Origin of the sequence: Pseudoalteromonas sp. CuT4-3, from assembly GCF_035666335.1 — a bacterium.
Lineage (GTDB): Bacteria > Pseudomonadota > Gammaproteobacteria > Enterobacterales > Alteromonadaceae > Pseudoalteromonas > Pseudoalteromonas atlantica.
Genome location: NZ_CP142031.1, coordinates 389,674 through 412,291, shown reverse-complemented (window position 1 = coordinate 412,291; position 22,618 = coordinate 389,674). Strand labels below are relative to the sequence as shown.

22 protein-coding genes are annotated in these 22,618 nt (G+C 40.5%); 8 read left to right on the top strand and 14 right to left on the bottom strand.

From position 1 onward, the window contains the following. Nucleotides 1-40: 40 nt before the first annotated feature. Nucleotides 41-952 (bottom strand): arginine deiminase-related protein, encoded by a 912-nt coding sequence (locus VOI46_RS18765; RefSeq protein WP_004586318.1) that lies wholly within the window; start codon nt 950-952, stop codon nt 41-43. Then, nucleotides 949-2,031 carry an ornithine cyclodeaminase gene (locus tag VOI46_RS18760; RefSeq protein WP_004586319.1) on the bottom strand — a complete coding sequence of 361 codons (1,083 nt, stop codon included), beginning with the start codon at nt 2,029-2,031 and terminating at the stop codon, nt 949-951. The genes VOI46_RS18765 and VOI46_RS18760 overlap by 4 nt, the downstream gene beginning before the upstream one ends. A gap of 167 nt (nt 2,032-2,198) precedes the next feature. Here VOI46_RS18760 and VOI46_RS18755 point away from each other — a divergent pair, with 167 nt between their 5' ends. From VOI46_RS18755 to VOI46_RS18745, 3 genes are all read left to right on the top strand, one after another. Further along, nucleotides 2,199-2,630, top strand: a complete 432-nt coding sequence (locus VOI46_RS18755) for an Lrp/AsnC family transcriptional regulator (protein ID WP_004586320.1) — start codon at nt 2,199-2,201, stop codon at nt 2,628-2,630. Nucleotides 2,631-2,704: 74 nt separating this feature from the next. Beyond that, nucleotides 2,705-3,415 carry an AraC family transcriptional regulator gene (locus VOI46_RS18750; RefSeq protein WP_004586321.1) on the top strand — a complete coding sequence of 237 codons (711 nt, stop codon included), beginning with the start codon at nt 2,705-2,707 and terminating at the stop codon, nt 3,413-3,415. A gap of 150 nt (nt 3,416-3,565) precedes the next feature. Then, on the top strand, nt 3,566-4,429 hold the full coding sequence (locus tag VOI46_RS18745; protein WP_004586322.1) for an EamA family transporter: 864 nt from the start codon (nt 3,566-3,568) through the stop codon (nt 4,427-4,429). A gap of 67 nt (nt 4,430-4,496) precedes the next feature. Here the strand turns inward: VOI46_RS18745 and VOI46_RS18740 are convergent, their stop codons facing one another. From VOI46_RS18740 to VOI46_RS18730, 3 genes are all read right to left on the bottom strand, one after another. After that, entirely contained in the window at nt 4,497-5,492 is a 996-nt protein-coding gene (locus VOI46_RS18740) for a patatin family protein (protein ID WP_004586323.1), read from the bottom strand. Nucleotides 5,493-5,774: 282 nt separating this feature from the next. Continuing rightward, nucleotides 5,775-6,764 (bottom strand): LLM class flavin-dependent oxidoreductase, encoded by a 990-nt coding sequence (locus VOI46_RS18735; RefSeq protein WP_004586324.1) that lies wholly within the window; start codon nt 6,762-6,764, stop codon nt 5,775-5,777. Nucleotides 6,765-6,904: 140 nt separating this feature from the next. Next, complete coding sequence (locus VOI46_RS18730; RefSeq protein WP_282337425.1) at nt 6,905-7,648, bottom strand: siderophore-interacting protein; 744 nt, start codon at nt 7,646-7,648, stop codon at nt 6,905-6,907. A 123-nt stretch (nt 7,649-7,771) separates the two neighbouring features. On the opposite strand from VOI46_RS18730, the gene VOI46_RS18725 reads away from it, so the two are divergent. From VOI46_RS18725 to VOI46_RS18715, 3 genes are all read left to right on the top strand, one after another. Continuing rightward, entirely contained in the window at nt 7,772-8,191 is a 420-nt protein-coding gene (locus VOI46_RS18725; protein WP_004586326.1) for a MarR family winged helix-turn-helix transcriptional regulator, read from the top strand. 81 nt (nt 8,192-8,272) lie between these two features. Next, nucleotides 8,273-8,686, top strand: a complete 414-nt coding sequence (locus VOI46_RS18720) for a S24 family peptidase (protein WP_004586327.1) — start codon at nt 8,273-8,275, stop codon at nt 8,684-8,686. Further along, entirely contained in the window at nt 8,674-9,933 is a 1,260-nt protein-coding gene (locus VOI46_RS18715; RefSeq protein WP_004586328.1) for a Y-family DNA polymerase, read from the top strand. The genes VOI46_RS18720 and VOI46_RS18715 overlap by 13 nt, the downstream gene beginning before the upstream one ends. A gap of 1 nt (nt 9,934) precedes the next feature. On the opposite strand, the gene VOI46_RS18710 is transcribed toward VOI46_RS18715, so the two are convergent. The 5 genes from VOI46_RS18710 to VOI46_RS18690 all read right to left on the bottom strand — a co-directional run bounded on the left by VOI46_RS18710 (nt 9,935) and on the right by VOI46_RS18690 (nt 11,834). Then, nucleotides 9,935-10,390, bottom strand: a complete 456-nt coding sequence (locus tag VOI46_RS18710; protein WP_282337424.1) for a hypothetical protein — start codon at nt 10,388-10,390, stop codon at nt 9,935-9,937. 180 nt (nt 10,391-10,570) lie between these two features. After that, entirely contained in the window at nt 10,571-11,086 is a 516-nt protein-coding gene (locus VOI46_RS18705; RefSeq protein ID WP_004586331.1) for a DUF4240 domain-containing protein, read from the bottom strand. Further along, a complete protein-coding gene (locus VOI46_RS18700; RefSeq protein ID WP_004586332.1) occupies nt 11,086-11,277 on the bottom strand; it encodes a YwbE family protein in 192 nt (63 codons plus the stop codon). The genes VOI46_RS18705 and VOI46_RS18700 overlap by 1 nt, the downstream gene beginning before the upstream one ends. A gap of 59 nt (nt 11,278-11,336) precedes the next feature. Next, on the bottom strand, nt 11,337-11,618 hold the full coding sequence (locus VOI46_RS18695; protein WP_004586333.1) for a hypothetical protein: 282 nt from the start codon (nt 11,616-11,618) through the stop codon (nt 11,337-11,339). A 3-nt stretch (nt 11,619-11,621) separates the two neighbouring features. Beyond that, nucleotides 11,622-11,834: a hypothetical protein gene (locus tag VOI46_RS18690; RefSeq protein WP_004586334.1), complete on the bottom strand. Its 213-nt coding sequence runs from the start codon at nt 11,832-11,834 to the stop codon at nt 11,622-11,624. Between the two features lie 89 nt (nt 11,835-11,923). On the opposite strand from VOI46_RS18690, the gene VOI46_RS18685 reads away from it, so the two are divergent. Further along, nucleotides 11,924-12,751, top strand: coding sequence for an ion transporter (locus VOI46_RS18685; RefSeq protein ID WP_004586335.1), 828 nt, complete (start codon nt 11,924-11,926; stop codon nt 12,749-12,751). A 66-nt stretch (nt 12,752-12,817) separates the two neighbouring features. Here VOI46_RS18685 and VOI46_RS18680 read toward each other — a convergent pair whose 3' ends face one another. After that, nucleotides 12,818-13,933, bottom strand: a complete 1,116-nt coding sequence (locus VOI46_RS18680) for a DUF748 domain-containing protein (RefSeq protein WP_282337423.1) — start codon at nt 13,931-13,933, stop codon at nt 12,818-12,820. A 261-nt stretch (nt 13,934-14,194) separates the two neighbouring features. On the opposite strand from VOI46_RS18680, the gene VOI46_RS18675 reads away from it, so the two are divergent. Then, nucleotides 14,195-14,338 (top strand): hypothetical protein, encoded by a 144-nt coding sequence (locus VOI46_RS18675; protein ID WP_157211878.1) that lies wholly within the window; start codon nt 14,195-14,197, stop codon nt 14,336-14,338. 56 nt (nt 14,339-14,394) lie between these two features. Here the strand turns inward: VOI46_RS18675 and asd are convergent, their stop codons facing one another. From asd to VOI46_RS18660, 3 genes are all read right to left on the bottom strand, one after another. Beyond that, nucleotides 14,395-15,534 carry an aspartate-semialdehyde dehydrogenase gene (asd, locus tag VOI46_RS18670; protein WP_039972138.1) on the bottom strand — a complete coding sequence of 380 codons (1,140 nt, stop codon included), beginning with the start codon at nt 15,532-15,534 and terminating at the stop codon, nt 14,395-14,397. Nucleotides 15,535-15,737: 203 nt separating this feature from the next. Then, complete coding sequence (locus tag VOI46_RS18665) at nt 15,738-18,440, bottom strand: TonB-dependent receptor (protein ID WP_282337421.1); 2,703 nt, start codon at nt 18,438-18,440, stop codon at nt 15,738-15,740. A gap of 63 nt (nt 18,441-18,503) precedes the next feature. Next, nucleotides 18,504-22,592 carry a hypothetical protein gene (locus tag VOI46_RS18660; RefSeq protein WP_282337420.1) on the bottom strand — a complete coding sequence of 1,363 codons (4,089 nt, stop codon included), beginning with the start codon at nt 22,590-22,592 and terminating at the stop codon, nt 18,504-18,506. Between the last annotated feature and the right edge of the window lie 26 nt (nt 22,593-22,618).

Below are 22,618 nucleotides of genomic sequence, written 5' to 3'. Positions count from 1 at the left end.
AGGCAGCTAAGCTGCCTTAGTATGTTGACTTAGTGGTAGGTTATTTACTTTGCAGGTGTATGCCAGCAATCATGCATCTAACCGAACCTCCCGCCGACTCTATGGTTGGTATAGGTAACGGAACAAGTTTAGCTGTTTTTTGTATTGCTGCTTTTTGCTCGGTTGTAAGTGCATTAAACGCCGTTTGTGAGAGTGCTAAAATACGACCATTTGTACCTTGTAACTCTATTGCGTTGCCGCAAAAGCTACTTATTTGCTCATTAGATAAGTTTATTACTTCTAAATGGCTTTGTATAAAATGGCTAGTTAATTGTTTGTGCTGACTATTTGGCACCATATTTAAGCTGATCATGGCAAACTCTGTGGCTACACACATTAATACATTAGTATGATAAACCGCAGTGCCTTGCTCATCGTAGGCGTTAAATACAACAGGTTTTAGCTTTAATTGCTCGCACACTGTATTAACCACGGTTTTAGTAGTGCGCTTAGATTCTACTGCATAAGCAAGCTTATGGGGGTGGTCAATAACAAGCGATCCTGTGCCTTCTAAAAATGCATTTTCTTTCGCTAAAAATGAATAATCAGTCACAGACAACACTTTATAGTGATTAGTCAAAAAATCAATAATATCTTTTCGATATTCTAACCTTCTGTTTTCTGCGTACATTGGGTACATAACTAGCTCGCCACTTTGATGAGTAGAAAACCAATTATTTGGAAACACAGAATCGGGCGTGTGTGTATGTTCGTCTTCAAAAAGATGAACCGTTACGCCCTCGTTTTGTAATAATTTAACCGCATTAGTGACTTCGTCAAAGGCAAGCTGACTCTGATTTTGTGAGTTGCAGGTACTTTGAAACGTGTTGTCTAACATGGTTTGTGGGTTAGATGTAAAGTGATGCGGGCGCACCATCACCACCGCTGTCGGTGCTTGCTTTATGTGGCTCATGCGACTTGCTCTTGCTTAGGTGTTTTTGATGGTTGTGTACTATTAAGTACCGAAAATAAATTACGCGGATCAGCTTGTTGTGTAATTAAATCAAGTAGTTCAAACTCACCCGCAGCCACCAGCGCGTCTTTAATATACACCAGCGCGGTAAAGTCTTCGCTTGCAAAGCCTACCCCATCAAAAATAGTAAGCTCGTTGTTACTTGTACGCCCAGGTGTTTGTTTATTAATTACTTTATGAAACTCTGTTACGGCAAAGGTTTCGCTCATTTGTTGTATTTCGCCCTCTATTCTGGTTTGCGGTTCGTACTCTACAAACACATTTGCGCGCGTTAATAATTTTGAATCAAGCTCTGTTTTACCAGGGCAATCGCCACCAATGGCATTTAAATGCACGCCCTGGGGGATCATATCGCTGGTTAAAATAGTGGCATTTTTTTTATCGGCTGTGCAGGTGGTAATAATGTTCGCGCCTTGTACGGCCTCTTCTGCGCTATTGCATAGAGTTACATTTAAACCGTAACCACTTAAGTTGTTGTAGGCTTTTTGTGAGGCGTTTTTATCAATATCGTATAAACGAATGTGAGTAATGCCTAATACGGCTTTAAAAGCTAATGCCTGAAACTCAGACTGTGCACCATTACCAATTAATGTAAGCGTTGTTGAGTGCTTAGGCGCTAAATACTTTGCCACAAGCGCCGATGTAGCCGCTGTACGTAAGGCTGTTAGTAAGCACATTTCGCTGATCATGACCGGATAGCCGCTATCAACATCCGACAAAATACCAAATGCGGCCACGGTTTGAAGTTCCTTAAAGGTGTTTTTTGGATGACCATTTACATATTTACAGCTAAACATTTTACCGTCGCTTACGGGCATAAGCTCTATTACGCCATCAGGAGAGTGCGCCGCATAACGTGGCGATTTATCAAATTCTTCCCAGCGAGCAAAGTCGTGTTCTAATCTTTGAGTAAGCTCAAGCAATACGTTTTCTATTCCGACTTTATTTATAAGTTTGGCCATTGCCTGTACGCTAACGAATGGAACACCTTGTTTAGGTTGTGCGATAAAATGACTCATAAATACCTCTTTAATGACTAAATAAATTAATTGAAATAAGTTTATAGGCCAGAGGTGTTACTTAAAATGCCAAAAGTTTATACAAATAATAGTATTTTTTAGCAAATTGCTATGCAATAAAGTACAAATTTAGTAATTTGTAATAAACACATAACCCAAGGCGTTTTATGACCCCTTACATTTACGACTCATTAGATAACGCATTAATAGCCGAATTACGAAAAGATGGCCGCGCTTCTATTTCAGCCCTAGCCGATGTTTTAAAGGTGTCGCGCGGGACAGTGCAAAACCGCTTAGACCGTTTAGTCTCATCGGGCGCTATATTAGGCTTTACGGTGCGTGTACACGAACACATAGAAACCGAAGCTGTAAGAGCAATAATGATGGTGGAAGTGGTGGGTAAATCTACATCGCAGGTAATTAAAACCATGCGCGGCATACCAGAGCTAACAAAGTTACATACAACCAATGGCGCTTGGGATTTAGTGGCTGAAATACAGGCGGCAAATTTAGGTGAGTTTGATGGCGTACTCAGGCAAGTACGCGAAATAGAAGGCATTTTAAATAGCGAAACCAGTATATTATTGTCATCTACTTAGGTTTATTAACGCCATGTTTTACTTAAAGTATGTTAGGCAATACTCGGTTTATGTATTAGGTATTGGAGTAGGTAATGAATAAGCTTTCTATTCGGTATTATTCGCAAGATATAAAGCGCCACCAGCACAATTACCATCAACTCGTTTTACCCCTACACGGGGAAATTTTTATAACGTTAAATAATGACTATAAAACAACGGTGAGTACGGGCAGTTGTATCGTTATAGAGAAAAACGTAGTGCATGCCTTTACGGCCGATGAAGCCGCGCGTTTTATTGTGGCAGATTTAGACGCGCTCCCTGAAAACCTTATTAACCTTTTATGCCCTAAAATTTCAATAGATAGCCGTTTATTAAGTTACTTACAGTTTATAGAGCAGCAACTGCTCGTTTTTAGCGATGAAAAGCTTACTAATTCAACTTTTGATTTATTTTACTTATTACTTTGTGAGCAAAGCAGCCACAGTAATATTGATAAACGAATAGATAATGTAATAACCACTGTTAAGCAAAATTTAGCCTACCCCTATACGTTAAAAGAGCTGGCCGATATAGCCTGTTTAAGCGTTACACAATTTAAAACTGTGTTTAAAAAAAGTACCACTATGAGTGCGCTGCAATATTTAACTATGTTGCGAATGCAGCACGCGCGCGCCCTTTTAACCCATTCAGACTTACCCATTGCTTTAGTAGGCGAGCGCATTGGTTATAACGATGCCTCTGCGTTTAGCCGCCGGTTTAATTTATATTTTGGGCAGCCACCTAAGGCGTTTGCAAAGCAGTAATATAGATAACCTAAACACAAGATAATAAAGCAAGCTCAGGCAGAGCGTAGGTTAAATAGCGTCAGAGCAAACAATAACACCGTCTTTTTAGCATATTTTTAAAAACCTATATTGATACACTCAGTACATAGTATTTACGGAGGGTAATTAATGGCAACACACATAGGGTTTTTAGCAATATTTTCGTGGGGGCTTTTAGCATTACTGGGTAATTTAACCAAAGCGCTCCCGGCTTTTCAGTTACTTTTTATGTGCTTTGCACTTTCTTTTATTATTTTATTAGTAAAACGTTTTGCTACAAAACAGCCATTATTAACCCCTCCAAAGCTTTCTAAAAAACAAATTGTAATAGGTGTTACTGGCTTATTTGGTTTTCACTTTTGTTATTTTATGGCTTTAAAATACGGTCCTTTAATAGAGGTAAGCTTAATTGTGTACCTTTGGCCATTATTACTGGGTGTATTTGTGGCTACCCCTAGGTCTAAATTTAAAGCAATATTGGGCGGATTACTGGGGTTTTTAGGCACGCTTAGTTTAATTACCGATGGCAGTGGGTTATCTATCAATAGTGAATACTACTTAGGGTATTTTTTTGCAGGATGCTGCGCAGTACTGTGGTCTAGTTATTCTTATTTAATGTCGCAATTTAATAGCCATGTAGATGACATAGGCTGGCTTTCGCTTATTGTGGCTGTGCTTGCCCTTTGTGCACATTTTTATTTTGAAACAACCGTTATTAGTTTGTCTGTTTCACAATGGCTAGGCGCTATTTTATTAGGATTAGGCCCAGTGGGAGGTGCATTTTATTTATGGGATCATGGTTTAAAATTTGGTAACCGTTCGCTATTAGCCTCGTTGAGTTTTTTAACGCCGGTGCTTTCTACTTTTATTTTAATACTCGCCTCGCAGGCTCCCTTTAGTTGGTCAGTATTTATTGCTTTAGCACTTATTTTATTAGGCGCGGCGATTAGCAATAAAAAGCCATCGGTAAGTTTAAAAAAAGCAGAGCTTTAATTTTGCCACGGCACTTTACCAACGCTTAAACTTAAGTAGTAATTTAAGTTTAAGCGTTAATACACAGCTACATAGCGTAGCTGTGTGCGTAATCTACTATACGTGCGTTTTGGCTTTTTAAATAAGCGCGGCCTGCTTTTACACCTAGCTTATGATCAAAGCGTAAATCGTCGTTTGAGCTACCTAATAATTTACTGTGCAGCTTTTCGTCTGCAAAAATTTGTATAATTTCTACATCACTAGGCGGGTTGGCAATAAACGTTAGCTCGTCTAGGTATGCTTGCTCGTGTTGAATCAAGTAATCAAGTGTTTTTGGGCAGTAGCCTGATGCACATGCAAATGTTCTAAGCTTTTGAACCCATGCAGTTTGCGCCTGAAAATGCTCATCAACGGTTCTAATTACCACGATTTTTCGTGCGCCACGGTTATAAGCTTCGCGTACAGGCAGTGGCGCAGCTAAGCCGCCATCTAAATAAAAATCTTCACTCGATTGCTCTGCAGCTAAATGTGCTTCGTTTGCCGCTTTTGTACCTAACCAAGGAGTAAGTTTAACGCCTTGTTTATACAAAAAAGGTAACGCGCTCGATGCTTTTAACAAATCTCGCCATTGCTTACCCTCGCCTGTAGGTGAAAGGTAATAGGCTTTTCTGTCGCGTGCATTGGTTGCCGTTATAAGCAGCTTTCGCTCGCCTAAGCTGGTTTTTGCTGTTTTAAAATCAAGGGCTCTGTTTACTTCGGTGGTTTTTTCAAAGTACCAGTCTAAATCAACAATGTGCTTGCCCATTAAACCACGCCCTAGTTGAAAAAAGCGTTTGTTACGAGAAAGCCCTCTAATTAAGCGTTTAGCGTAACCTTTTTGACGTGCTAAATAGCTTGTTAAATTTTGCGAGCCGGCAGAGGTGCCAATAAATAAATCAAATGGGTCATAGTTTTGCTCTAACCATGCATCTAATACACCGGCTGTGAATATCCCTCGTTGTCCGCCACCTTCAGCTATCAGAGCAACTTTTGGCTGCGCTGTATGAGTAACTGAATTAGCCGATGCGGTTGTTAGAGCGTTCACGGTGTACCTTCCTTTAATTTAATGATGTTTGATTAATAACTACATTATAAAAAATAAAAGTGATGTCTTAAAATTGATTGTTTAAATCAGTTTGATTGAAAAAACAGAACGACAAATAATGCAAAATGGGCCTTATCCTTGGCAACCTAAATATGTTTAATTATCGAAAGTGTTTGTTCAGACATCACTTAAAGTTAATAAGTTTGTATTCACTTTTAATGATGTCTACATAGTAGCAAGGCTTGTGTGTACGCTTGCTTAACTAAACACTTCCTTTTTTAATTAATGCTTTATTTCCATTAAAATTTCTAGAGCTCGGTGGCGTTTTTCGCTGTCGTAAACATCGTTGGTAAATATAAACTCATCCACTTCTAGCTCTTTCGCTATCATTTGTAATTTATGTTTTATACTCACATGCCCGCCAACAACGCTTAAGCTTAAAAAGTTTTCTACGTGGGCGCGCTCTTGCTCACTCCATAAACCTTCCATACTCTCTACCGGTGGCTTTAGCCACAGCTCTTTGCCGCGTATTAATTCAAGCACGCGTTGTTTTGAGGTGGTAGAGAGGTACTGCGCTTCTTCATCGGTTTCTGCTGCTACCAGCGGTAAGGCAAGCATTACATAGGGTTTATCGAGTACATTTGAGGCTTTAAATTCTCGCTTATATAGTGCGATGGCATCGTGTACAAAACGCGGTGCAAAGTGCCCTGCAAATACATAAGGCAACCCTTTTTGCGCGGCCAATTGGGCGCTAAACAAACTTGAGCCTAATAACCAAAGCGGTACGTTTGTGTCCTCCCCTGGAATAGCACGTATAGGGTGTGTGCCATTGTATGGGCCTAATAATGTTTGCAGCTCTGTTACCTCGCCCGGGAAGTTTTCTGCGCGGCTCATATCATTATTTAGTGCACGGCTGGTTACTGGATCACTACCAGGGGCGCGGCCAAGGCCTAAATCTATTCGTCCAGGGTATAAACTCTCTAACGTACCAAATTGCTCAGCCACAACTAAGGGCGAATGATTCGGCAGCATTATTCCGCCAGAGCCAACCCGTATACGCTGAGTTTTACCTGCAATGTGACCTACTAATATTGAGGTGGCAGCACAAATTATACCAGGCATATTGTGGTGCTCGGCTAGCCAAAAGCGATTAAACCCTAATTGGTCGGCACGCTGGGCGTATTTGGTGGTTTTATTGAGCGTATGAGAAACGCTGTCCCCTTTGATCATGGGGGCAAGCTCTAATAACGAAAAGGGAATGGAAGATAACAAAATAGCAGCTCCTTAAAATGCATACTAACAATGGGCTTCATCATCAGCATAAAACACTTAAATGGGTCTGCTATTTATTCAATTCAAGTTAGGTAATGGATAAAAGCAAAATAGCGTTAGGCTGTTTTGCTCTAAGGTATTCATGCAAGCTCAGGGCTTTGCTGGCGCTCTTTTTTATAACCCTCTGAGTCTACGCCTTTTTTCCAATAGCCAGAAGAAACTATATTACTGCGCGGTATATTACAATCCTGGGTAAGTAAGGTTTTTGCTTTACGTACTAACCCCGCCTCTAATGCCATAAATACAATAGGTGGCTCGTTTGTGTGTGGCAAATTGTTAAGCGCGCTGAGCATATCCGTATCCGGTGTATCTGTAATTAACCAATTAACATCGCGCTGCGTGTGTAAATCAATAATGTCTTGCTCAGTAGGGGCATGCACAAACGCGTCAATTTTTGCGCTGGCGGGTAACTGCTGCATGTACCCTTTTATTGCATTAACTGAGGTTAAATCGCCTAGTAATACATAATGCGGATGCTGGTAATTATCAAGCTTTTTAGGACCTGGGCCCGCTATGCCAACCTCGTCACCTACTTTTGCAGTTATAGCCCATTGCGTAGCCGGACCTTGGTGCATGTTTATTACAAAGTCGAGCGTTAACGCGCCCGTTGTATCATCAACGTCTCTTATTGTGTAAGAGCGCATACACGCGGTTTTTAAATTAAAATCAACTTTGCCATTTTGGGGAATAAGCACTTTTACATAGCTGCCAATATGCGCTTGTGTTAAATCCGAAAACTCATCTGAGCCTACAACAATGCGCTGTAAATGCGGTGTTATTTGTTCAGTACTTAGTACCGTAGCTTTGCGAACTTGTTTACCCATTTAAAATCACCTCGTTTAACAAAATAGTTAACTGCTTTTTAAAGCAAGCATTGCACAACGCCCCATTGGTTGATAAAATCAACTATAACAAACTAATTGACATTGTCAACCATTAGAGAGCTTATGAACACGCTTTTATCAAATACCCTATTTGAGCTGATGCAAAATTACCGCGTAACAATTCGCGAGGCTATTAACGCAGGCGACCTTGGTATTAATGCTATGCACGTGCGTTGTATACACATTATTGCCAGTACATCTAACTGTACCGCTAACGACATTGTGACTAAAACACAGCGCGACAAAGCCCAAATTGCCCGCTTAATTAAAGATCTTATTGCCTTAAATCTGATTAATAAGCAAGCAAGTGAGCACGACAAACGTTGCTTTATTTTGTCGCTCACCGAGCAAGGCAATACATTGTTTGATAAGTTATTAGCCTCTGAGCAGCAAATAAATGATCAAATGTGTAAAAACTTAAACCCGCAGCAAATCAAAGACTTTTTAGATACCGCGCAACAAATGATCAAAAACATGGCGTGATCTGTCTTTCATTTCTTGGCATAACTTACACAAAACGCATATACTGTACACTTATACAGTATATGCGTTTTAGGTTGTGTTATGTTTGTTATTCCCGTTTATATAGAAGCCGGTGTGTGTGGGTTTGAATCGCCCGCGGCGCAATACGCCGAGCTCGGTGTTTCTCTTGATGAGCTATTAATAAAGCACCCCGACGCCACCTTTATTGGTATTGCCTCGGGTAATTCCATGCAAGAGGTGGGGATTTTTGAGGGCGACTTACTGCTTGTAGACCGTGCTGAGCAAGCCGATAACGGCGATGTTATTGTTGCTAACTTAAATGGCTTATTTGTGTGTAAGCTATTAGATAAAACCAATGCGCGGTTACTCTCTGCATCGCCTTTACATAAGCCGGTACAACTAACCTCAGCTGATGAGTTTCAGTTAGAGGGAGTGGTTACACTATCGATTAGAATGCACCGCCCAAGCCCTGAGCTATTAAAATGTACGCCTTAGTCGATGCCGTTGCATTTTATGCCAGTGCCGAAAAAGTGTTCGACCCCGCTATTCGCTCTAAACCTGTGGTGGTTTTAACTAATAACGATGGCTGCGTATGTGCGGTATGCCCGATAGCTCGGCGCTTAAACATTCCTAAATTTGGCCCTTACTTTAAAGTTAAGCACCTGCTTGAGCAACACAAGGTGGTTGTACGTTCGAGTAACTATGAGTTGTACGCCGATTTAAGCGCCAAAATGATGAACGTAATTGGCCGCTTTTGCGACACACAATACATATACAGTATTGATGAGTCGTTTTTGCACTTTACTGGCTACACACCCCTTATACAAAACTGGCACGAGTACGGGCATATAATAAGGCGCACCGTTTGGCGCGAAACTAAACTCCCTGTGGGTGTTGGTTTTGGCCCAACCCCTACTTTGGCAAAAGCCGCTAACCATGCAGCTAAAAAGCTAAGCGGGTTTGATGGGGTGGCCGTTATAAATAACGAGCAAAGCCGCCAAGCAATTTTACAAAGAATGAGCTGCGCCGATGTATGGGGCATAGGTAAGCGCCTAGCTAAAAAGCTTAATATAATGAACATACATACCGCGTGGGATCTGGCACAGCAAAACCCTAAAACCATGCGCCGCGCGTTTAGTGTGGTAGTAGAGCGTACCGTAAGTGAGCTAAATGGTATAGCGTGCTTAACATGGGACGATGTACGCCAAGATAAGCGAGAAATATATTCTACTCGCAGCTTTGGTGAGCGGATCAGTGAGCCTACTGCACTTAAAACCGCCCTTATTAACCACGTAACCACGGTTGCCAGTAAACTACGAGGGCAGCGCTCATTAGCAAAACAGCTTTATATATTTGCCGCCACTGGCAAACACGAAGACCGCTATTGTAAAAAGTCGTTTATATATAAATTTGCCACCCCCACTAACGATACCTGCGTAATGGCCAATGCTGTATCAGAAGTATTTACTCATATTTACAAGCCAGGTGTACGGTTTTATAAATGTGGTGTAGGCGCTTTAGAGCTTACCTCGGTGCAGTATCAGCAAACTGATTTATTTAGCCAAAGTGCTGATAACCCTAAATTAATGCAGTGTCTTGATACAATAAACAACCGCTACGGAAAAGGCATACTCACCCTAGCCAGCAGCAAACTAAACCAAGGCTGGCATATGAACAGAGATTACTTATCGCCCCAATACACAACGCGCTGGCACGATATACCGCAAATTCATTGCAAGTAAGTTAATCAACTTGCCTTGCAAATGTGCACTCTACTGCAGGGGTATTCTGCGTATATTTGAGCGTTGTAACACTGGTAAACTTAATGCTTTGTCTGATGGTTTTTTCGTTATTGGGGTCAATACAGCGGCTCATTTTTAAGCTGTTATCAACACCATCACTTTTGTATTTATACGAGCTAGTTACAAAACAAAAATTTGGCTTTTTAGTTGTACGGGTGCCGTTGTGTAAACTTTCAAACGCAATATGCTCGCCTAATTTAAAACCCGCGTCTGGGTAAACTGGGTTAATTAAACTCAACTGACTATCCACACACAGTGGGGAGTTAGCAGTTACCACCTGGTAATCGCCAAGCATTGTTTTTAATAACGGTATAAAACGGCTTTTATTACTCGGCGCAGCCAATGCAGATGAACTAATAAAGGTTGTCGAAATTAAAAAACAAAGTAAGGTTTTCATTAAGTGGGCGTATCCTCGTAGTAAGTAACGTGCGCGCTAATTTTTATAACTATAACAGAGATTTAATCTAAAAAAAGGACGCAGCACTTAGCATTATGTAATGCAGTGTTGTAGTTATGTTTTACGAGTAATAAAACAAAGTGGTTTATTTACTAAATAAATAAACCACTAAGAGTGACTTTACTGCCAGTATTTTGCAAATAATTGCGGATAGCTTTGTTTTAAAAACTTGGGTTTGTCTTTAAAGCGTTTACCTGCAGGTTGCTCGCCTGAGGGTACAAAAGGTAATTCGTCGTCGTTACGCTCTTCGAATAATAAACCGGCTATTAAGTCGTATTCATCAATATAAGGGTAAGGTTGCTCATTTAAATAATACACAGGGGAGCACTGTGCAAGTGAGTCGGCATTGCTTAATGCGTTATTAAATACGGTCTCCCCGCGGGAGATTAGCCAGCACCTAAATTCGCTAAAACCGTACTCGTCGTTACAGCCAGCCATAACAAATGCGGCACCAAATAAATCCCAGGTAAAACATTTGCGCATGTGAATACCAAAAAATTTATCAAAAGCAATGAGCTGCTCGTCGGTTAACTCGCTCAATTTAGCTTTTAAGTTGTCGCTTACGCTTTGTGGGTCGAGCCCTAACTCAGGCGTGGTCACTAAATCCCAAAATTCCTGCTCTGTTAACGCTGTCATTATAAAATCTCTTTTACTCGGCCGACTTGACCATCTTCTAGGCGTACTTTAATACCATGCGGGTGATTAGGTGATTTAGTTAATAAACGCTCAACTACACCTTGAGTTAATGTGCCGCTGCGTTGATCTTCTTTTAATACAATATTTACGGTTGTACCTGGTGTGATTTGCGAGCGCGATGGAACAGCCATGCTTTACATCCTAAAAATAATTTTGGTAATTATAACGTCCATAGCTAGGCAAACCAATGTTAATCAACTAAAAACGCTATTTGCTTAGCCGCTACCGGTAAGCTTATTTTGCTAAGCTCAGCGTGAATAATATCGACTAACTGACAAAAATGCGCTTCGGTGTCGTTATAGGCTATATCATCCTCAAAATAGCAGCTTATTTTTAGTGACTTTGCTTCATTTTTTAAATCAATGGTGTGTGTTAAATAAGCAAAACCATAATGAATCGTTTTTATTTGTTCACAGGCGTTGGTGAGGGCTTGGCGTATTTGTTTATCACGCAATTTTTGTGTTTTAGTCATAAATTATTGTGTTTGTTCACTTTGCTGTTTTTTATACTCTTCAAAATTTTTATCTTGATTTTCAAGGCACTCGTAATACTCTTTATCGGCTTTATAATTACATTCATCTAAACGCGCTGATTGAATTTCGTGAAAGCGAGCGTCGGAGCTGCACCCTGCAAGTACCGAAAATCCCACAAACAGCAATGCGCTTTTAGTTATTTGACTGATTAACATTAGAATTCCTTACACTTTCGTTATCGAAAGCAACAATATTATTGTATATTAGCGTCATAAAAACCTGACTTTGCATAGGACCCATAATTATGATGTCGCAGTTACAAAAGCTGTTTCAGCGTATAGACAAAAGCAAGATATTTCAATCATTTGTTATAGCTGTCATTGTTGTTTCTGCCCTCACCGTAGGTGCTCATACATATTCTCTTCACCCCACCGTAGAATTTATTCTAAATTGGATGGATGTAGGGATCACAGCTTTCTTTTTAATCGAGCTCATTATTCGATTTATTGCAAGTAAAGGAATAAAAGACTTCTTTTCAAAGGGCTGGAATATATTCGATACCATTATTGTACTTGGCAGCCTATACCCAGCTGCAGGCTCAACTATGTTACTTGCCCGATTGCTGCGTATATTTAGGGTACTGCGTTTAGTATCTATGATCCCAGAGCTGCGCTTGCTTGTAAATTCGTTGCTTAAAGCCATTCCGCAAATGGGCTATATAGCACTGCTTATGTTTGTTATTTTTTATATTTACGCAGCCATGGGCAGTATGATGTTTGCCGATATTAACCCGGTGCTTTGGCAAGATGTATCCATTTCAATGTTAACGCTATTTAGGATAGCTACCTTTGAAGATTGGACCGACATTATGTACGAAACCATGGCGGTATACGAGCTGAGCTGGATTTACTACCTCACGTTTATCTTTTTAACCGCGTTTGTGTTTTTAAACATGATGGTAGGTGCCATTTTAGAAGTAATGAGCGAGGAGCACCGAAATGCCCGTGAGCTAAAAGCGGATAATAACTCACTTCCTGCAACGCAAGGACAAGTGGTTGAACTACAAGCGCAAATAGCTGAGCTAAAAACGTTATTAAGTAAAACCTCAGATATTACCAACTCCAATAAATAGCTGATCTATTTTACTTGCTAAAACTTAAAAAGCCCTTTGTATTGAGTTAATACAAAGGGCTTTTAGTTACTCACCTTGTTGTTCTTGCGTGCTTTCAAACGAAATTACATTATCAACCTTCATTTTAAATGCTTCAAAAAACGCATTTTTTAACACCGAAACCACGGCTTCAAAAGTAGATACATCAGCGTTATCTAACTGCCCGTCTATGGGCACCCGAGCAGCCACCAGCTTTGACTCGTCGTTTTCTAATAACGAGCTGAGTAAATCAATACTGCCTTCAAAAATAGCGGTAAATAGACCGTCATCATCTTTTTCTATATCTTCGCGCCACGAAAAAACACTTAAATCGTGCACACCCGCTTTTACATATCCATTTAAGTTATTATTGTTAGCGGCCAATTCCATTGCGCCATCTATTCCGCCGGCTTCAATGTCAAATGGGGTATACACTTTAAAAACAGTTTCGAGATTTTTAACCGAAAAACGCTGCACTTCAACATTAAAATCAAAATTAGCTTCATCACTAAAAGGGTCTAATTTACCATTTAAAGACAGCTTAGCTTCGCCCATAAGCTGCCCTTCTACTTTTAAACTCGTGACTAAGGTTTTAGAGAGGTTTTGTGCATTGGTAATATTGTTAATGTTAGCGTTTATATTTGATACGTAAGTAGGCTGCTCTCCTTCGCTGGTGGCGTTAACCAAGGTTACTTTACCATTGTCTATACGTAGCGTATCGATTGCAAAAGGCACGAGATCATTAGCAAGGCCTACCCACGTGGTTTCATCTTTCACCTGTTGGTTTTGTTCAGCGGTAGTTGGGTCTTTGTCGTAAATAACAATTTCTGGGCGGGTAAAAGCCATGTTGGTGACAAAATTACCGTTTAATAAAGCAGACCACGCAAGCGAAAAATCAAGTGTATCAATAGACAGTAACGGCTTAGGCACCTGCGTGGCATCTACCGCGTAAATTTCTACCTCATCAACAGCGTAAGCGCCTCGGTATAAGTACAAATCAACATCACCCACATGCCCTGTTATGCCTTGGGTTTGTTCAAGCTGCTGATTTACATAATATTGAACCGCATAAGGGGCTAAAGCTCTGAGTAAAATTAACCCCAAGGCTATCACCACTAAAGCATAAAACCATTTTTTGCGTGTATTTTTAAAAGTAGAAGCCATTATCTATCCTTATTTGAAGGCTTAGCATCTCGGCATAAGTAAAAAATACCTGCATAAGTGAATTAAGTACCCACAAAGCAGCTAAAACCGAGCAAATAAAGCTGTAATAGATTATTACGAGCAAAAGCTATACCAAAAAATGCAATGAGCCGAGTTAACCAAGCTTACTTAGCCTTTCATATACTCATAAATTTTATGACTGCTCCAACAGAGCATAGGGGGTGGCAATATTAATATTTATTACGTTTTTCCTAGGTATTAATGAAGCACAAACTTATGCGCTTTATATACAGTGTGTTTATATACAGCGCGTTACAGCACCATTGCGCAAGCGTTGTAAATAGCAAAACGAAAGCAAAACACGAAGGAAAAAATAAAGTAGCGTATGCAGTGACGCTTAACTAAAAAAGGGGTTAGCAATACGCTAACCCCTATTTAATATACACTTTCAAATGCAGAAATTATTCACCGTCTACAATGATGCGAAGCATACGACGAAGAGGCTCTGCTGCGCCCCATAACAGCTGATCGCCCACGGTAAATGCGCTAATGTATTTTGGACCCATGGCTAATTTACGAATACGACCAACAGGAATACTTAACGTACCTGTTACTTTAACTGGGGTTAAGTCAGTCGCACTAATTTCGCGCTCATTAGGGATAACTTTAACCCACTCGTTATGCGAAGCTAAAATTTCTTCAATTTTTTCTACGCTAATGTCTTCACGTAATTTAATGGTCATCGCTTGGCTATGACAACGCATTGCACCAATACGTACACATAAACCATCAATTGGCACAGGCTGTTTAGAAGAGCCTAAAATTTTGTTCGCTTCAACCTGAGCTTTCCACTCTTCTTTAGACTGGCCACTTGGCATTGGTACGTCAATCCAAGGAATTAAGCTACCGGCTAGCGGCACGCCAAATTGGTCTTGTGGTAAATCGCTTGAAGCCATTTTTTCGCTCACTATTTTATCAATTTCTAAAATAGCTGAACTTGGGTTATCTAGTTGCTCGGCAACGCTTGAATGAATAGCACCCATTTGTGCTATAAGCTCTTTCATATTACGAGCGCCGGCACCAGAGGCCGCTTGGTAAGTCATTGGGCTTACCCACTCAATTAGGTCTTGCTCAAACAAGCCACCTAAAGCAAGTAGCATTAACGATACGGTACAGTTACCGCCTACAAAAGTTTTTACGCCTTGCTCTAAACCTTGTTCAATGACATCTTTATTTACAGGGTCAAGTACAATAATGCTGTCATCAACCATACGAAGTGCAGAAGCTGCATCAATCCAGTAACCATCCCAACCCGATTCGCGTAATTTAGGGTAAACCGCTTTGGTATAATCACCACCTTGACAGGTAACAATAATATCCATTTTAGCAAGTTCATTTACATCACTTGCATCTAATAACGGTTTTGCGTCGCCAGCAATATCAGGGCCGAGTTGCCCAGCTTGTGAGGTGGTGAAAAAGGTGGTGTCGATATGTGCAAAATCACTTTGCTGCTGCATACGTTCTAATAACACAGAGCCAACCATGCCACGCCAACCGACTAATCCTACTTTTTTCATTGTTTTTTCCACTGTTTGATTCATAAAAGATGCCTTAATACATTAAAAATTAAAATTCATTGCGTGAGAATTAATTTTTATTAACGTCAAAATAACACCCTAAGCGCACTAAAACTAGTGAATAAATCGAAACTTAAATATTTTTCATAGTCATAAAAAAGCCCTGTATTAAATACAGGGCTAATCGGTAGTTAGGTTTTATTATATCCCCTTCCTTGGGTATAAAATTAAAACTCGTAGCTAAAACTTAAACTAAACTCAGTGCCTTCTTCTTGACGCCAAAGTGTTAAGTTTTCTTGTTCAATTTCTTTTTCTTGGCCAAGTATATTTTTAACTTTAAAATTAACTTTAGTATTAAAGTTAGGGAAGTAAGAATAAACTAAATCAAGAGAATGAAATGACTTTTCTTCTGCGTCTTCGTTACCACGCGTACCTGGTACTATTATGCGCGGCCCAAACACGTTATAAACAACTGAAGTTGAATGAAAACCATCAGTAGAGTCATAACCCATTTGTAAGTTTGCTACCCATTCAGAGTGACCAACTAAGCGACGTTTATTATTTGTAACAATGTTAGAGACAGAGTCAGCTTCCAACGCCTCTTTTAGTTGTTGTTCAAATAAAGAATCAACCCCATCGGCATCATTTATACCAAGCTCTACACTTGAATCAGATAAAGTAACGTTACCTGATAAAAAAATGGCAGATAGGTCATTATGAATAAAACTAAAGTCAGTTAAAAAGTCTACCTCAATACCCGTTAGTTCACCCGACTGTGCATTTGCTGTAAGTAACTGCGGAGCAGCTCCACCAACACCCGCTAACTCAACCATCTCAATTGGGTTTTCAATATCTTTATAAAACAAAGCAACTGATAAATTGTTGCCTGAAGGCATGTACCACTCAAACCTAAAGTCAGCATTTTTTAGCTTAGAGCTTTGAAGCGTAGGTGAGCCTCGCACTAAAAACTCTGTCAATGGATCAACGTAATAGGTTGAGCTTACATCCCGCATATCTGGGCGAATCGTTGTTTCACTCAAGTTTAAACGAAACTGCATTTCTTCATCCATAATGTAAGTAATTGCTAAAGATGGAAAAAAATCATCTTCTTTTATTGCAACTTCACTCACTTCATCAATTGTTCCATCAAAGAAATTCGTATGTGCTTGAAAAGGGACTGATATTTGAGAAAAGTCTTCCCAACGAATACCACCTGTTATGCGCCAAGTGTTTTCGTAGAAAAAGTCGGCCATAAAATAATAAGCGTCTAACTTATGTGCAGCGCTATATTTATCACCATCAGCAGTACCATCATCAAAAATGCCAGAACCAGTAACACTTGTATAAAACTCACTATTAGCTAAATTATCGTCAGAAAAGATTTGGTCTATGTTTGAGCCAAATGTAAAGTCATCAGCTATACCACGGTGCGTAATACCAAATTGAATATTGCTTGCATCACGTATTTTTTCAGAAAAATCGCCACCCACCTTAAGCTCTAACTCATAGCCATCACCATAAAATGGGATACCCATATTCCAACCATACGTATCTACATCATCATGCAACGTTTGATAATCACGAGTAACGTTTGTTGCAGCAACATCTTGTAACTGCTCCGATTCAAATACACCATCATTTAAGTTAGTTTGAAAAACAACATCCAATGCGCCAGGAGCATCTCTGTTGGCGCGGCTTGTACCGGCATACCAATCAAAAAATAAATTTTCTAATTCAGGAAAGTTATGCGTCCCTTTGAGTTGCGTGGAGAACATTTCCCGCTCTTCATACATAACATCAACACGGCGTAATTCAGTAACACCTTCTTCTGATTCGTTAGCATCGAAAAAATCACGGTTACGAACTCGGTCACTCATATCATGAAGGGCAATATTCGTTAGTTCAAACTTATGATTATTATTAAATTCATAACCCAAATTTAATGTGCCACTCCAGCGAACGGTTTGTTCAGTAGATATGCCATCATAAGTTTGTGCAAAACATTTATCTTCACAGCCTAAACTACCTAAGTTTGTACCGCTTTGCTCTTTAACTACTTCCCATTCATTGTCATAGGAAACAGCGGCAAGAACACCAAATGTACCCACATCAGACTCAAACCTATCACCTAGTGCTACTGAAAAATTCATGCCTGGATCAACGTCTTTCTCAGTAGGTCCAACTTGCCAGTCAAGTGATTGTAGGAGCACTTGACGCTGCTCAAGCGTAGTACTGCTGTCACCTTCAAGTCCTGCATCACTTTTAAGCGCTGTAGAAATTAATGAAGGTAATGAACGTGTACCATCATCGCGCCCCATCCAATCATCATCACCACCACTGTAAAAATAACCTGTGTCACTGTTAGAAGTGTTATATGAAGTACCTAACTGTATTTTAAACAAAAAATCAGAAGGAATAGATTTGGTGCGAATATTTACATTACCACCACCAAAGTGCGCTGGCATGTCAGGAGAAAACGATTTCTGAACACTTAAACTTTCAATAATATCCGATGGAAATAAATCCAGTGGAACAACTGATCGAGTGGGATCGGGGCTCGGAACATACATGCTATTAAGTTGGGTACTTGAATAACGCTCACCCAAACCACGAACATAAATATATTTACCATCGACTAAGGTTAAACCAGTCACACGACGAAGCGCTGAAGCTGCATCGCCATCACCTGTGCGTGATATTTGATCAGCGCCCATAATATCAGCAACAAATGCCTGATTTTGGCGCTCTTGTAGTACTGCGCCTGCACTACCTTTTAGTCGCTGGCCAACAGCAACTACTTCTTCTATTTCTTGAGCTTCGGCTTCGGCTTCGGCTGCTATAGCTGTGTTTACTGATAGCCCCATAATTGCAGCCATAACTGCGCAATTTAGTTTAGAAAGAACAAGAGAAGAGGGTTTAAAAGATTTCATTTTTATACTCCGAAACAAAACAAGACATTAGCCGGACTTACGTCCGGCTTTTAGTAGAGGGGATTAAAGACCTACCTTAACCCAACCTGCTGTCCAGTCTGTTTGTGCATCCATTGCACCAATGTAATCTACTGAATCAAAGTAACTATCTAGGCTTGAAGAATCAAAACCATTACCTAGCAGTAATGACTCAGCCGAAGGCATATATCCGTTATCTGCTAGATTAAGGTCTGTGGCTGCTTGCACAGAGTTACCTGTTTGGCCTAAGAACCAAGATTCAACATTACCAGTACCAATAGCTTGCGTACCAAAGTTATTTGCCGTTTCACATGCAACAACTGAGTGAGTAACAGTTAATGTACCATCCTCGGCGCGAGGCGCTGAATCTGAACCCACACGTAAACAATTTGAATAATCTGCCCCGCCTGTTACAACCACGTTTTTAAGAATACCTGCAGTGCCTGCACGTAGACGTATACCGTTAACCCCTACATTACCAATAATAGTAACATTAGAAATTGTAGGCATTGTAAGTGGTGTAGCATTTGAATCAAACTCAGAGTTATCCGCCTCAATCGCATTATCACCTGTTGAATCAGCTTGTTTGATAAGTACGTATTGCGCTTTACCTGTCCAACCAAATGACCAATCTAGTGAGTCATCACCAATGTTAGTTAAAACAAGGTGACTGATGTTTGCAGTACCACCAAAGAATTCAACACCATCGTCCAGGTTTTCATGAACATGAATGTAATCAAGCTCTGTTTGGCTACCAACACCCGCAAGTGTAATGCCGTTTAACTCATCTCCGTTACCTAGCGTTTTTCCTGCTTGTTTAACTGCCACGTATTTTAAAGTACCTGAGTTATCTTCTGGGTCATTACCACCAAATTGGCCAGCGTCACCCTCAGCAGATACACCACAGTTAGCAAGTTCATCAGCGGTAGCTTCGCCTTCTTGATCGCCACACGAGTTCGCCGGTGCATTACCTAAAAGCACTAAACCGCCCCATTGACCAATAGTCGTTTCGCCACCAGTAACATCTTCAATAGACGTCATAGTAATTGGCTGAGTTGCACTACCCACGGCCTCTATTTTAGAACCACGACGAACAACTAAGAAGTCATCACCCGACTCGCCAATAAGCGTAGTACCAAATTGAACATATAAAGTCGTTTCATCAGCGCGGTCATTACCTACCGCTGTACGGCCTTTTAGAATCCAATGTGCATCGTTAGTTAATGTTACGTCTGAAGTGAATACAACATCAGAAGTTAACTGATAAACAGGCTTGTCTGTGATTGCAGGGAAGCTCGCTGATACATCAGTAGCAAAACCCTGCTCTAAGGCATTTTGAATATCATCAGGAAAACTTGGTGTTATAGCGACTGTCCAACCATCCATCCAGTTATTATCGCCATCAAACGCACCAATATAATCTGTTTTAGTAAAGAATGAATCAAGGTCTGACGAATCAACACCCGAACCTAATAATGGAGAGCTCGATTTAGGTGTAAAGCCATCGGTTGCTAAACTAAGACCAGCAGATGTAAGCGTTTGATTACCTGTTTGGCCTTCAAACCAAGATTGAACGTTACCACCAGCGATTGCTTCACTACCAAAATTATTATCTTCACTACATGCCACTACAGAGTTTTCAATAGAAAGCTCGCCAGATTCTGCATTGGCTACAGAGTCAGACCCCACACGTAAACAGTTTGAGTAATCTTCTGGTCCTGTAATTACAACATTGCGAAGAACGCCAGCAGTACCGGCTCGTAAACGAACACCATTTGTACCATCAGCCCCCACAATTGTAATGTTAGAGATAAATGGTTTAGTTAAAGGTGTAGCATTTGAATCAAACTCTGAGTTATCAGCTTCAATAGCGTTATCGCCACCAACAGCACTTTGTTGAATATAAATATTTTGTGCACGACCTGTCCAACCAAACGACCAATCAAATGCATCGTCACCAATGTCAGTAAGTACTATGTTACGTACATTTACAGTACCACCAAAAAACTCAACGCCATCATCGAGGTTTTGGTGAACTTGGATATATTCTACTTTTGTTTGTGAACCAACACCTGCAAATGAGATACCGTTTAGTTCATCACCATTACCCAGTGTTTTACCTGCATGCTTAACAACAATATAACGAAGAACACCTGAGTTATCATCACTGATATCACCACCAAACTGACCCGCGTCACCTTCAGCTGATACACCACAGTTAGCTAATTCTTCTGCAGTTGTTTCACCAGTTTGATCGCCACACGAGTTAGCAGGCGCATTACCTAAAAGTACCAAACCGCCCCACTGCCCAATTGTTGTTTCAGCGCCTGTTACATCTTCAATAGATGTCATTGTAATAGGTGCAGTTGCATTACCATTGGCATTAATTTGTGAACCACGACGTACAACTAAAAAGTCATCGCCTGATTCACCAATTAGCGTTGTACCCGCTTGAACATATAATGTAGTTGCATCTGCGCGGTCATTACCAACTGCAGTACGACCATTTAAAATCCAATGTGCATCGTTAGTAAACGTTACATCTGCTGTGAACGTTGTATCTTCAGCTAAGCGATATACTGGTTTATCTGTAATTGCTGGAAATTCGCTAGAAACATCTGATGCTAAGCCTTGTGCAAGCGCATTATCAATATCAGTAGGGAAGCCACCATTAATACCAACGGTCCAACCTTCCATCCAGTTAGTTGACCCATCAAAAGCACCAACTTGGCCATTTGCGATAAGCGGCGAGCCTGCAAGAGGTGTATAACCGTTGTCATCTAGCATTAAATCAGCTGGAGTAAGTGTTTGGTTAGCGTCTTGGCCTTCAAACCAAGATTGTACATCGCCACCGTTAATAACTTCGCTGCCAAAATTATTCGCTGCAGTTTGACAAGCAACGATAGAGTTTGTAATCGTAAGCGTGCCATCCTCAGCACGTGGTACTGAATCTGAACCTACACGTAAACAGTTTTCATAAGTAGCTGGGCCCGTTACAAATACATTTTTAAGAGCGCCCGCAGTACCCGCACGTAAACGAATGCCGTTATTTCCCTCAGCACCCACAATTGTAACGTTTGAAATAGTAGGTAAAGTTAATGGTGTTGCACTTGAATCAAATTCAGAGTTATCAGCTTCGATAGCGTTGTCACCAACATTAGCCGCTTGCTGAATATAAACGTTTGTAGCTGAGCCCGTCCAACCAAAAGACCAATCTAGCGAATCGTCACCAATATTGGTAAGTACAACATTGCTTACATTAACGGTGCCACCAAAAAACTCGATGCCATCATCAAGATTTTCATGTACTTGAATATAATCAACTGTAGTTGCAGAGCCAACACCGGCAAACGTAATACCATTTAACTCATCACCATTACCTAACGTTTTACCGGCTTGCTTAACAAGTACATACTTTAAAGTACCTGAATTATCATCACTGATATCGCCACCAAATTGGCCTGCGTCACCTTCAGCCGACACACCACAATTAGCAAGTTCATCAGCTGTCGCTTCACCTTCTTGGTCGCCGCAAGAATTTGCTGGCGCGTTACCTAATAGTACTAAACCGCCCCACTGGCCAATCGTTGTTTCTTGAGCTGTAACATCTTGAATTGAGGTCATTGTAATGGGCTGACTTACAGTCCCTACCGATTCAATTTGTGAACCGCGACGAACAACTAGGAAGTCATCTCCTGTTTCGCCAATAATCGTTGTACCTTGTTGAATATAAAGTTTGGCGTTATCTGCGCGATCATTACCAACGGCAGTTCGTCCATTTAATATCCAGTGTGCATCGTTTGTTAACGATACATCAGTAGTGAACACGGTATCTGCAGCTAAGCGATAAACTGGCTTATCTGTAATAGATGAAAACTCACTAGAAACATCAGTTGCTAAACCTTGAGTAAGTGCATTATCGATATTAGTAGGAAAGCCAGTAGTCGCATTTTGTGAATCATCACGTGATGACGTTTCATCACTTGTATCGTCACCGCCTTCAACAACGTTAGTTACTGTATCACCTTCATTGATAGTCGTGTCGCCTTCAGATACTACTAAGTCTCCACCACAACCTGCTAAAGATACTGCAGTTGCAATCAAACTTACTTTGAATAAGTCAGATAATTTCATTGTTCACTCCATTAAAGTATTTAATT

Coding starts and splice junctions, on each gene's coding strand:
- VOI46_RS18750 (WP_004586321.1), top strand. CDS start 2,705: ATGAATAAGCTTTCTATTCGGTATTATTCGCAAGATATAAAGCGCCAC.
- VOI46_RS18755 (WP_004586320.1), top strand. CDS start 2,199: ATGACCCCTTACATTTACGACTCATTAGATAACGCATTAATAGCCGAA.
- VOI46_RS18725 (WP_004586326.1), top strand. CDS start 7,772: ATGAACACGCTTTTATCAAATACCCTATTTGAGCTGATGCAAAATTAC.
- VOI46_RS18720 (WP_004586327.1), top strand. CDS start 8,273: ATGTTTGTTATTCCCGTTTATATAGAAGCCGGTGTGTGTGGGTTTGAA.
- VOI46_RS18700 (WP_004586332.1), bottom strand. CDS start 11,277: ATGGCTGTTCCATCGCGCTCGCAAATCACACCAGGTACAACCGTAAAT.
- VOI46_RS18680 (WP_282337423.1), bottom strand. CDS start 13,933: ATGGCTTCTACTTTTAAAAATACACGCAAAAAATGGTTTTATGCTTTA.
- VOI46_RS18695 (WP_004586333.1), bottom strand. CDS start 11,618: ATGACTAAAACACAAAAATTGCGTGATAAACAAATACGCCAAGCCCTC.
- asd (WP_039972138.1), bottom strand. CDS start 15,534: ATGAATCAAACAGTGGAAAAAACAATGAAAAAAGTAGGATTAGTCGGT.
- VOI46_RS18730 (WP_282337425.1), bottom strand. CDS start 7,648: ATGGGTAAACAAGTTCGCAAAGCTACGGTACTAAGTACTGAACAAATA.
- VOI46_RS18760 (WP_004586319.1), bottom strand. CDS start 2,031: ATGAGTCATTTTATCGCACAACCTAAACAAGGTGTTCCATTCGTTAGC.
- VOI46_RS18710 (WP_282337424.1), bottom strand. CDS start 10,390: ATGAAAACCTTACTTTGTTTTTTAATTTCGACAACCTTTATTAGTTCA.
- VOI46_RS18675 (WP_157211878.1), top strand. CDS start 14,195: ATGAAGCACAAACTTATGCGCTTTATATACAGTGTGTTTATATACAGC.
- VOI46_RS18665 (WP_282337421.1), bottom strand. CDS start 18,440: ATGAAATCTTTTAAACCCTCTTCTCTTGTTCTTTCTAAACTAAATTGC.
- VOI46_RS18660 (WP_282337420.1), bottom strand. CDS start 22,592: ATGAAATTATCTGACTTATTCAAAGTAAGTTTGATTGCAACTGCAGTA.
- VOI46_RS18765 (WP_004586318.1), bottom strand. CDS start 952: ATGAGCCACATAAAGCAAGCACCGACAGCGGTGGTGATGGTGCGCCCG.
- VOI46_RS18690 (WP_004586334.1), bottom strand. CDS start 11,834: ATGTTAATCAGTCAAATAACTAAAAGCGCATTGCTGTTTGTGGGATTT.
- VOI46_RS18685 (WP_004586335.1), top strand. CDS start 11,924: ATGATGTCGCAGTTACAAAAGCTGTTTCAGCGTATAGACAAAAGCAAG.
- VOI46_RS18745 (WP_004586322.1), top strand. CDS start 3,566: ATGGCAACACACATAGGGTTTTTAGCAATATTTTCGTGGGGGCTTTTA.
- VOI46_RS18715 (WP_004586328.1), top strand. CDS start 8,674: ATGTACGCCTTAGTCGATGCCGTTGCATTTTATGCCAGTGCCGAAAAA.
- VOI46_RS18705 (WP_004586331.1), bottom strand. CDS start 11,086: ATGACAGCGTTAACAGAGCAGGAATTTTGGGATTTAGTGACCACGCCT.